The sequence below is a fragment of the Niallia sp. FSL W8-0954 genome (assembly GCF_038005605.1).
GTDB lineage: Bacteria > Bacillota > Bacilli > Bacillales > Cytobacillaceae > Niallia > Niallia circulans_A.
In genome coordinates this window covers 185,074-196,667 of the sequence record NZ_JBBOTN010000002.1, presented here as the reverse complement: position 1 = coordinate 196,667, position 11,594 = coordinate 185,074, and the positions used below count along the sequence as shown (strand labels likewise).

At 37.1% G+C, this 11,594-nt stretch carries 5 protein-coding genes and 3 pseudogenes; 3 read left to right on the top strand and 5 right to left on the bottom strand.

Features of this window, described 5'->3' with window-relative positions:
- Positions 1-271: 271 nt before the first annotated feature.
- Positions 272-1,507, bottom strand: a complete 1,236-nt coding sequence (locus tag NX902_RS25430) for an IS110 family transposase (RefSeq protein WP_095322885.1) — start codon at positions 1,505-1,507, stop codon at positions 272-274.
- A gap of 534 nt (positions 1,508-2,041) precedes the next feature.
- On the opposite strand from NX902_RS25430, the gene NX902_RS25425 reads away from it, so the two are divergent.
- A complete protein-coding gene (locus NX902_RS25425) occupies positions 2,042-3,085 on the top strand; it encodes a hypothetical protein (RefSeq protein WP_144545585.1) in 1,044 nt (347 codons plus the stop codon).
- A 199-nt stretch (positions 3,086-3,284) separates the two neighbouring features.
- On the opposite strand, the gene NX902_RS25420 is transcribed toward NX902_RS25425, so the two are convergent.
- Entirely contained in the window at positions 3,285-4,475 is a 1,191-nt protein-coding gene (locus NX902_RS25420) for an IS110 family transposase (protein WP_341123895.1), read from the bottom strand.
- A gap of 10 nt (positions 4,476-4,485) precedes the next feature.
- Positions 4,486-6,135 (bottom strand): annotated as a pseudogene (locus NX902_RS25415) (Tn3 family transposase); the annotation flags it as partial.
- Positions 6,136-6,237: 102 nt separating this feature from the next.
- Here NX902_RS25415 and NX902_RS25410 point away from each other — a divergent pair.
- Positions 6,238-7,512, top strand: a complete 1,275-nt coding sequence (locus NX902_RS25410) for an IS110 family transposase (protein WP_047945042.1) — start codon at positions 6,238-6,240, stop codon at positions 7,510-7,512.
- Positions 7,513-7,883: 371 nt separating this feature from the next.
- Here the strand turns inward: NX902_RS25410 and NX902_RS25405 are convergent.
- Positions 7,884-9,188, bottom strand: a pseudogene (locus NX902_RS25405) (DUF4158 domain-containing protein); the annotation flags it as partial.
- Between the two features lies 1 nt (position 9,189).
- On the bottom strand, positions 9,190-9,759 hold the full coding sequence (locus NX902_RS25400; RefSeq protein ID WP_000668444.1) for a recombinase family protein: 570 nt from the start codon (positions 9,757-9,759) through the stop codon (positions 9,190-9,192).
- 346 nt (positions 9,760-10,105) lie between these two features.
- Between NX902_RS25400 and NX902_RS25395 the strand changes: the two are divergent.
- Positions 10,106-11,368: pseudogene (locus NX902_RS25395) on the top strand (IS110 family transposase).
- The last annotated feature ends 226 nt before the right edge of the window (positions 11,369-11,594 follow it).

The window sequence follows — 11,594 nt, the reverse complement described above, 5'->3', positions numbered from 1 at the left end:
TTAATACTGGTTTTTTTATTTATATTGGTGCTTACGAATAATAATGTCCCTTTAAAAAACTATATAGTTGTTTAATAAACAATAAAGTTATTTAAAAATGAATAGTATTCATCGTAATCTTGCCAGCTCTTCTAGAACTAAACCAGCTAATAGTTTGTCAATAAATATATTTTAAATTTATAATTACTAAATGCTATACTAAAAATGCACAACTCAAATAACCCTCCTGATTCAATTTGGAAGGTTTTAGTTGTATAGGAAAATGTTGTTACTAAATAGTTTCTTGGAATGGTGTTTTCGTTTTTAACATCGCATAAATCCAGTGTAAAAGCTTATTAGCACATGCAATAATGGCTACTTTATAAGGCTTACCTTCTTCACGTTTTAAATCGTAGAAGGCACGTAATCGCATATTTCGTGCAATGGTTTCTTCAGTTGTTTTCTTTTTACGACTATCTCGAATGGAACACCGAACTGCTGTAAAAAGCATGTGGCGAAGCCTTGCAGAGCCTCGTTTAGTAATATGATTCTTCGTGCCTTTAAAGCGACCTGATTCAAATACACTAGGATCAAGTCCTGCAAAGGCAACTAACTTTTTGGGATGACTAAACCGATCAATTTCCCCGATTTCAGAAATAATCGTTGCAGCGATTTTTTCGCCTACACCGGGAATTGTTTGGAGTAGTTCATATTCTTCGAGCTGTACTGCTAACTGATCAATCTCACGCTCCAACGTAGAAAGCTGTTGGTGGTACACTTGAAGTAAATCAATATACATATTCAGACTGACAAGAAGGCTTTGATAACGCGTTGACTGAAATGGGTTGCGTTCTGCAGCTGCGATTAATCCCTCTGCTTTTTCAAGCGCCCAATTAAACGATCTTGCTTTACAATGCCTATCAATAAATTGTGCAATTTCCTCCACACAAGTTTTTAAGACAGTCTCCGAGGTAGGGAAAGTTTGTAAAGTTCTTAATGAAACCTCGGCATACAGATCGCCAAAAACGCCTTTATACTCTGGAAATACTTGATCTAATACAGATTGAAATTGAAGCTTTGTTTGAACCATAATTCCCGTCATATTTTCATGTTGTCTTGTCAGATGCCGAAGGTTTAATAACTGAACACCACGCTTTTTCTGCGGCTCTAAATCCTCTTTGTAATACAGTTCGCCTAAGTGATAAGCATCAATGGCATCTGTTTTAGTTTTTCTTAAACTAGAACTTTTTGCTCGGTAAGATACCAATGGATTTACGATAATGACAATGTACTCTCTTGCTTCTAAAAACTGTACAACTGGGGCATGATAGTGACCCGTTGATTCCAAGACAACTGGTGGTTTCATCCCTGTTTGATGCTCTAAATCTAGTAAATAAGAGTATAACTCTTTTAAACCATCCACCGTATGTTCAACTTTCACACTATTTTTATAGGGCATTTTTTTATCCAAGAACATTTGAACCTGACTTTCACCTTTAGCGACATCCAGACCAACAACTGGATTCATAAATTATCTCCTCCTAGTGTAGTGGATTGACCGGTAACCTCTATCTAGCTTGTCATTCATATCTTCGCTTGTTATACGGGATCATCATGTCCCAACCAGCCTAATCATGTGTTAACAAGTAGAGGGGAACAGTTTAGTTGTCGGGATCAAGTCCCACGGGTGCGTCCGTTCTTCCCCGGCTACTATCAATCTATAAATTGAATAAAAAATAGTCAACCAGAATTCTCTGGCTGACCTTATAATACGAACGGGGAGGTTAGTGAACAGGAAGATAATTTTAAGTTTATTAGTATGGATAAATTAGGAAGTTAAATATTTAAGTGGTATTGAACCTGTATTAAAAACGCACCTATCTTCTAAATACCGCTTCCTAAATGGTTCGGTAAAATGATAGATGTTTTTTTGTAAATAGCAATAATCGTTCTGTTTCGACATATATTTTAATAAAGGTGTAACAAGAAGACTCCTTAAGTGATTGGTAGTGCTTTCTATACTATACTGATTGGAGAGGACTTGATATAGGAGGTCAAAAAGATGGAGAAGTATTGTATGTATTTAAAGAAAACAGAGCCGGTAGTAACATTTAAGTCTGGTGAACACATTTTCCCAGCTGGTATCGGGGGTATTCAGAAACTTCCTATGGAATATGTAAGCCATACTGCTAACAATGCGTTTTCCGCCATGGAAGGTCAAGTTATGAAGAAGTCCCTTTTAGCACTACCCAGACAATTTGTAGGGCCAGGTAAGAGAGGGAACATAACTAATCCTAAGAAAGCGACACAAGGCGCAGTTAGCTTAATGAGTGGCGTAATTAATCCAGATACAGTTGAATTTGGATATATAAGTTTAGGAAGACCATATAGTATTTCTCAAATCAAAATAAATATAAATGGTAGCTGTCAGTTTATTTCAGACAAGTCTTTCGGTGATGTTGGTCAACAGACCACAGACTTTACTAAGAACTTGGGTAATTATAACGGCAGGTATACATTGCACGAGGATGAGCGATTTAGTCAGGATGAGTTTCTTCTAGGGGTTCATGAAGGTAAATGGTATGTAGGTCTAAGCAATAAAGACCTTGAATTGGAAGTTGCTAATTTTGTAAAGAAATTAGTTGAACAAAAACCATTCGAGAAGCAAATCCCGGATTATGGAACGGTGCAGCAAAGAGTACACCAAACACTTGAGTTTGATGATAGGTATTTCAGGGTCTGTGCCAAAACAATCTTCAATTACCTTGCCTTTGTAAAAGGTCGAGATTTCGTATTACAGGTTTGCTTCGATCCTATACGAGATTGGATTGTAAATGGCGGCGAAAACACATTTGCCACACTGTCCGGAAAAGAGATGGATTTCTCTGCAATTTCATTTCCTGATCAAGCACATAAACTGTTAATCATTCAGAAAGGGAAAATTTTATTTGGTCATATAAGTTTTTACGGTAATGGGTTCGAAACCGTAGTGAAACTAAGTGATAACTTTGAGGGTTTGTTCAATTTAGAGGGTTTTATCTGTGACTGGCAAAACAGGCAAGAGTATAAACTCCTTGATTATCTTAATTCAAGAGTTGAACGGTAACAGGTTGAAGCTGCCTGGACAGCATTCCGATGATAAAAATAAATTTGTGAAGTAATGTACTTAAACAAAACCAGCTAATAGTTTGTCAATAAATATATTTTAAATTTATAATTACTAAATGCTATACTAAAAATGCATAACTCAAATAACCCTCCTGATTCAATTTGGAAGGTTTTAGTTGTATAGGAAAATGTTGTTACTAAATAGTTTCTTGGAATGGTGTTTTCGTTTTTAACATCGCATAAATCCAGTGTAAAAGCTTATTAGCACATGCAATAATGGCTACTTTATAAGGCTTACCTTCTTCACGTTTTAAATCGTAGAAGGCACGTAATCGCATATTTCGTGCAATGGTTTCTTCAGTTGTTTTCTTTTTACGACTATCTCGAATGGAACACCGAACTGCTGTAAAAAGCATGTGGCGAAGCCTTGCAGAGCCTCGTTTAGTAATATGATTCTTCGTGCCTTTAAAGCGACCTGATTCAAATACACTAGGATCAAGTCCTGCAAAGGCAACTAACTTTTTGGGATGACTAAACCGATCAATTTCCCCGATTTCAGAAATAATCGTTGCAGCGATTTTTTCGCCTACACCGGGAATTGTTTGGAGTAGTTCATATTCTTCGAGCTGTACTGCTAACTGATCAATCTCACGCTCCAACGTAGAAAGCTGTTGGTGGTACACTTGAAGTAAATCAATATACATATTCAGACTGACAAGAAGGCTTTGATAACGCGTTGACTGAAATGGGTTGCGTTCTGCAGCTGCGATTAATCCCTCTGCTTTTTCAAGCGCCCAATTAAACGATCTTGCTTTACAATGCCTATCAATAAATTGTGCAATTTCCTCCACACAAGTTTTTAAGACAGTCTCCGAGGTAGGGAAAGTTTGTAAAGTTCTTAATGAAACCTCGGCATACAGATCGCCAAAAACGCCTTTATACTCTGGAAATACTTGATCTAATACAGATTGAAATTGAAGCTTTGTTTGAACCATAATTCCCGTCATATTTTCATGTTGTCTTGTCAGATGCCGAAGGTTTAATAACTGAACACCACGCTTTTTCTGCGGCTCTAAATCCTCTTTGTAATACAGTTCGCCTAAGTGATAAGCATCAATGGCATCTGTTTTAGTTTTTCTTAAACTAGAACTTTTTGCTCGGTAAGATACCAATGGATTTACGATAATGACAATGTACTCTCTTGCTTCTAAAAACTGTACAACTGGGGCATGATAGTGACCCGTTGATTCCAAGACAACTGGTGGTTTCATCCCTGTTTGATGCTCTAAATCTAGTAAATGGGGTACTGCCGACAAAACGCGGATATTATACGCTAAGACATTTTTTGGATATGAAAACCCTAATTTTTCTACGCTAAGCAGAAAAATTAGGGTTTTTTTATATCCTAAGTGGACTTAGGGAATGTATTGAGTTCAAAATCTCAGGTATAAATGAATATTCTCCTAGAAAGTTTATATGTTCCCATCCTAATGGTGATATGTGCGGGAGCAATTCCTCTTGATACTTTCCTGTATTTTTAAAATGTTCAATTGCTTGTGATAGATACACGGTATTCCAAATACTAATAGCATTAATAATTAAGTTTAAGGCGCTGGCACGCTGTAATTGATCTTGTAATGCTCTTTCTCTAAGTTCCCCATGTTTCCCAAAGAAAATAGCTCGTGCCAATGCATTCATAGCTTCTCCTTTATTTAATCCACGTTGAATTCGCCGACGCAATGTTTCGCTAGAAATATAATCTAATATAAACAAGGTTTTATCTATGCGACCCATCTCTCTTAAAGTTGTCGCAAGGCTATTTTGACGAGAATAAGAACCTAATTTCCCCATAATGAGAGAAGCAGAGACCGTTCCTTTACGAATGGAATGTGCCAACCTTAATACATCATCATAATTTTCCTGAATGATCTTGGTGTTAATTCTTCCACGAAGCAACTTCTCCATTTCTGGATATTGGTCTGGCTTTTCAAATGAATAAAGTTTTGAATCTGCAAGGTCTCGTAGTCTTGGGGCAAATCGAAATCCTAACAAATTAGTTAATCCGAATACTTGATCCGTATAACCAGCCGTATCTGTATAATGTTCTTCAATATGCAAGTCGGTTTCATGATGCAATAAACCATCTATAACATGAACAGCGTCTCTTGCGTTTGTATTAATCACTTTCGTATAGAAGCTAGAAAATTGGTCACTAACAAACCGATAAATGGTTGTTCCTTTCCCTGTGCCGTAATGTGGATTTGCATCAGCGTGTAAGGATGAAACTCCTACTTGAACACGCATTCCATCTGAAGAAGAAGTTGTACCATCGCCCCAGTACGACGACAAGTTTAACTGGTGTTGAAAATTCACCATAACGGCTTGTGCTTTATTCATAGCATCTTCATATAAACGCCACTGTGAGGCTGTGGACATTTGCCGGTAAGAAACCCCTTGTGTCGCTTCTGCCATCTTAGTAAGACCGATGTTTGTTCCCATAGCCATAATCGCTGCCATGATCGCAGGCTTTTCTTCTTCTTTCGGTGGATTCAGCGTAGAAGCATGGAGGAACTGCTTTTCGAATCCCGTCCAACTTGCTACTTCCATAAGCAAATCTGTCAACTTCACACGAGGTATCAGTTGATATAGAGATAAACTATATTCTCGTGCTGTTTCTGGAACGTTTTTCTCCAAACGATGGAGATGCAGCCGTCCGTCTTCAAAATTAACCCCATCTAATTCTGTGATATTCGCTTTAATCCATTCAAGCCGATCATGTAATGCATCTATTTTCAATTTTAAGTATTCATCAACAGAAGGTGGTGCGGTAAGTCCATTAAGGTGCTTGTTTTGCTCCCATGCTTCTTTTGTCACTAAATAATTATCAAAATCTTGATGCTGACGACTTCCTTTAATAGAAACGTTACCTGAGCGTACAAGATTTCTTAACTCGGTAAGAACAGACATCTCATAATATTGGCGATTTATATTACCATCATCATCATAAACGTGCTTTTGCCAGCGATTCGAGATAAAGTCCAAAGGAGCATTCCTGTGGGATTAGTTTCTGTGGTATTTCACAAAAAAAGATCCTCCTTTATGATGCTAATATTGAGACCAATCAACACAGCGTCAGAAGGAGAATCTATTATGAATAATACCCGTAATCACCGTTTAAATCAAGTGTCTACTTCCACTTTAATCATTGGAATTGACATTGCTAAAAATACACACTATGCATGTGCGGTGGACGATCGAGGGGTTGAGTTAAGTACCTCTTTTTCTATCCACCAGTCTCATCATGGTTTTCATCAATTTTATCTCAAGCTTCAAAATCTAAAGGCAATTCATCAAAAGGATGATTTATTGATTGGATTCGAGCCTACTGGGCACTATTGGATGAATTTAGCTGCTTTTCTTACCCAAAATGATATTCGTTTTGTCATGGTCAATCCTCTACATGTGAATCGTTCCAAGGAGTTGGATGATAACTTACAAACGAAGAATGATAAGAAGGATGCGAGAGTCATTGCTAAACTAATAACCAATGGATACTTTAGTGATCCTCGTCAAATAGAAGGAATAGAAGCAGAGCTTAGAGAAGGTTCCTCTATTCGGTGGAATCTGAAAAAGGACATTTCGAAAGTGAAGAATCGTATCATTCGCTGGACGGATCGTTACTTTCCTGAATTTAAAGTAGCATTTAAAGATTTAGGGCTGAATGCATGTGCCATATTAAAACATACCCCTTTACCAGTAGACTTAATGGAAAAAGAAATCGAGGAGTTAGTCCTTTTATACTTGGAAAAGGAAAAACTAAAGTATCCAGCAAGACCTAAAATAGCACAACTAAAGAGAGTGGCGGTACAATCTATTGGATTAACAGAAGGCTCCAATATGGCTCGTATAGAAATTTACTCTTTAATTACTCAATACGAACTTCTGACAAAGCAATTAGAACAGGTAAATGAAAGTTTAAAGACACTAGCAGAGCAACAAGCGGAATATCATTATTTATTATCAATCCCTGGCATTGGGGAAACTACCGTTATAGATTTACTAGCAGAAGTGGGTTCTCTCAAGCATTATAAACATCCACGCCAACTTATTAAATTAGCGGGATTAACCTTACGAGAGAACTCTTCTGGAAAGATGATTGGACAAAAGCGAATCTCCAAAAGAGGGAGAAGAAAGCTGCGAGCCCTTCTCTATCGTGCTGTCTTGCCTTTGATTAGAAATAATGAAACCTTTTATGATTTATATCAGTATTATATCTCTAGAAAAGAAAACCCTTTGAAGAAGAAAGAAGCATTAGTCGTTCTATGTAATAAAATGTTAAAGATTTTTCATGGACTTTGTCAGCAAGAAGTACTGTTTGATAAGGAGCGAATGAGACAAGATCTCTCTATCCTCCAACCCAAATAAAAATCTATAAGACGGTTATATTCAAAAAGATGACAGGAAAGCTGGCTTTTAGAGAGACTTACGACTTAGAGTCCATACAGGAGCATGATGCCAGCCTCTGCCTTATGATGAGACCAAACGAAGGAATGTAAGCGCGCGACGCTAAGAGACATGGGAGGGTACGTCCTCATAAGAAGAGTAGAGATACCGGATGCATCTAATAGTGTATATTTGTCAATAAATCCCTATTGGCTCTAGCGTCGCGTCCACTTACTTACCAAATATTATAATTAATGGAATAGTTAGTTAAAATATGATTCAAAGAGTTTTCCTAAAAAAATATTGGACTAAAAAAATAACGCTGTAAACGTTGGTATATCAACTTTCCTCGAGGGAGCTCCTTCTGGAATTTTTCGTTTATTATTTTTGTTCATCTCTTTAATGGTCTCAATAGCTTGAAGCAATGGCTCTCCTGATTTTGTAGAAGTGAATTCTAGGGCTTCTAACAATGTTGGAGTATATTTACGTAAGTAGTTAAAGCGAAATTTTAGTAAGTCTAAGTAATCGTAATCCATAGGGCGTGATAATTGCTTCGCCTCTTCTATTGAGTTTACGAAGTCCTCCCAAGGCATAATAGCTTCTAAGGCTTCAAATGGGTCCTTCCCTTGTTCTTTTGCTTGAATCAATGCTGTTCCCAAATCTGCAAAGTGAATAACCTTTTCATTAACTGATTTACCATTTAACCTCTGAATCTCTTCTTGAGCTTTACGTCCTTTTGATAACAATAGGCTAATTTGCCGATCATGTATCTCAAAGGCATGATCAGTAAGGTTTTGGCTAAGTTGTAGGAGGTGTAAAACTAAAAGCGCAAATTTCTTATTCTCTTTAAATCTACGGAATGAACGGGGTTCATATTTGGAACCCAATCGTGCTAGCTGTAAGACCCTATTTGGATGAATTTCTTTAATATCCACATTAAGTTGCAAAGTTCGTATGACTTGAAGACGTTTTATAACCTTTAAGAAGGCATCTGGAGAAGATTGACCGGGAACTTCTCGCAACCAAGCAAGGGGTGTCTTTGAATTGGTGGAACTTGCATCAAGTAAGTGATCTAACTTTTGTTTTTGAGATTCACTTAATGTAGAGATGATAGATTTAAAAATTCGTTCTTCTGCCCGTTGACGAGCTTCCCATACAATCCTTTCTATTGTTGTCAGTGCTGGCAAAATTACTTTTTGTCTTCGCAATTCTTCAATTGTTGAGCGAATCAAGTAGTCTGTATTTCCGTTCTCAAGAGCAAGTTTAAGAGTAAATTGTGCAATTATTCGATATGCCCCAAAGGATAAGTTTTGGTAGCCATAATGTTGCCGAAGTTCCTCTAGATGTTCATTTCGAGTTGCTACCCGTTTTGCATACTGGGTATATTCTTGAGGGGAGACATCAATTTGTTTTGCAATATAATCGAGTATTGGGCTGGGAATGTCTTTAATCTGAAATAAAGTCCAACCTGGATACCGAAGGACAGCGAGCTGTAAAGCAACCCCTAAGCGATTATGGTCTCTTCGGTGCTTATTAATAAATCCAAGATCTTCTGAGGTAAAAGTATAGTGCATTTCTATGTCATGCTCATTCATATCATCAGGAATAGACACAAACATATTTCGCTGATCGGAGGTTAACAGCTCTTTCCCTCTCATGTTATACCTCCTTGCCAGATTTTTCTTTTGTTCCTAAGTAACGATATAACGTTGTTGCTCCTATTCCTGTGGCTTCTTTAATTTGAGATAAGGAGTAGTCTTTACTTTCATACATCTTCATGGCAAGCATGATTTTTTTAGGTTCAACCTTCGGTCTACCTCCATTTCTTCCCCTAGCTCTAGCAGCTACCAGTCCATCTTTAGTTCGTTCACTAATGATGTCCCGTTCTAATTCGGCTATGCTGGCTAACATTCTGAAAAAGAATCGCCCCATAGCTGTTGTTGTGTCAATTTTATCTTGAATAGACACGAAATGAATTCCCTTAGCTTCAAACTGCTCCATGAGTTCAATTAAATGTTTGGTACTTCGACTGATACGATCTAATTTGTAGACAACTACTGTGTCGCCCTTACGCAGAACTTTAAGTAGCTCGTCCAATTGAGGCCGGTTTTTCCTCTTACCTGATTCTTTTTCTTCAAAAATCTGTTCCACTTCATAATGGTTCAAAGCATCCAGTTGTAATGACAATGACTGATCTTGCGTACTTACCCGTGCATATCCAAATTTCAACACAAATCCCCCCTTACTTAATACATTTACTATACCATAAAGGGTATTTAAATAGATATATTAGTAATTTGATTTTGGTTATATTTTTGGTTATGTGTTTTAAGTAGTTTTTGAATATTTTTAGATAATCTCTTTTCTACAACCAAAAACGGTCGTTTTTGGTATTTTTTTATATAGAGGAAATGGATATAGGAGATTGTGAAAAGGTGTACTTACACTAACGGGCAGCATTCCTGTAATGAAGAAATATGAGGTTTGAACATAAAAAAGCCCCTTGGTATGATATGAATGTCCAAAGCCTGGCGGCAAAAAGGACAACAAACACATATACCAGGAGGCTATTCAAATGAATTATAACCAAAATGAAAAGATTGCTCAAATTACTTCTCAAACATTAATTATAGGTGTTGATATTGCTAAATACAAGCATGTGGCAAGAGCCCAAGACTTTAGAGGTTTAGAATTTTCAGCACCTTTATACTTTGAAAATACAGATTCTAGTTTTAACTGTTTCTTAGAGTGGATAAAAAAGTTAATGAATCAAAACAATATGGAAAAAGTGATCGTAGGAATGGAGCCGACAGGTCACTATTGGCTGAATTTAGCTCACTTCCTTAAGGCGAAAAATATCAAGTTTGTAGTTGTAAATCCTTTGCATGTAAAGAAAAGTAAAGAGTTAGATGATAATTCTCCAACTAAAAATGATGTAAAGGATGCAAGAGTTATCGCACAGTTGGTCAAAGACGGGAGATATGCAGAACTTCGTGTGGCTAGAAAAATACGTGATCTTCTATCTGTTGATCTTCAAGCAGTTCAAGGGCAAGTCCATAATTGGATAGACCGCTATTTTCCAGAGTTTCTTACCGTCTTTTAAGGATTGGGAAGGTAAATCTGCTATACAATTACTAAAACTAAATTTATTGCCACATGAGTTAGTAGCTCTCTCCGAACAGGAGATACTAGTACATCTTCGAAAAGCTGTTAAACGTGCAGTGGGACTCAGTAAAATAAAAGAACTAAAGAAGATTGCAGTTGCTTCAATTGGTATTAGGGAAGGTTCTGATATGGCTAAGTTAGAGCTTCGCACGTTAATAGACAAATATGAACTAATAAAAGAAAAGTTCGAAGAACTGGAATCTAACATAGATAAACTTCTTGAACAAATTCCAGGTGTTGAACAAATGTTGGCTATTAAGGGAATAGGGAAAGACACGGTTGCAGGCTTTTTTTCAGAGGTAGGAGACCTAAGTTACTATTCCCACCCAAGGCAGATTATCAAACTAGCTGGGCTTAGTCTTAAGGAAAATACATCTGGTAAGCATAAAGGACAAACCTAAATTACCAAGAGAGGTAGGAAGACATTAAGAGCTCTCCTCTTTCGAGTTGCAATGCCTTTGGTCGCTAAAAATACCGCTTTTAAAGCATTACATGAGTATTTTACAAAGCGTCCAAATAATCCTTTGAAGAAGATGCAATCTCTAATTGAATTGCAATATGTAATAAGCTCATACGTATTTTATTTACCATCGGTAAAAAGCAGTGCGAATTTAGTGAAGAACGCATGTTATCGGACATTCCTCATATGGACGTATTACAGGTAGCAGCTTAATTTCTTTTCTTGATTGAAATTATTTAGTAGGTTAATTGTTTTAAACATTTGAAGCACGGATTAGTCAGTAAAACAACTAAAATACGGGCAAGGACCCTGTCGGGCAGCATGACTGACATCCACCTCATGGAAAGGTTGGACGAAGGAATTTTGGAGCGAAGACTCTGTGAGATATGGGAGGGTTGACCTCCATGAGAAATGTGGAGATCCACCAGTGCAATCATAT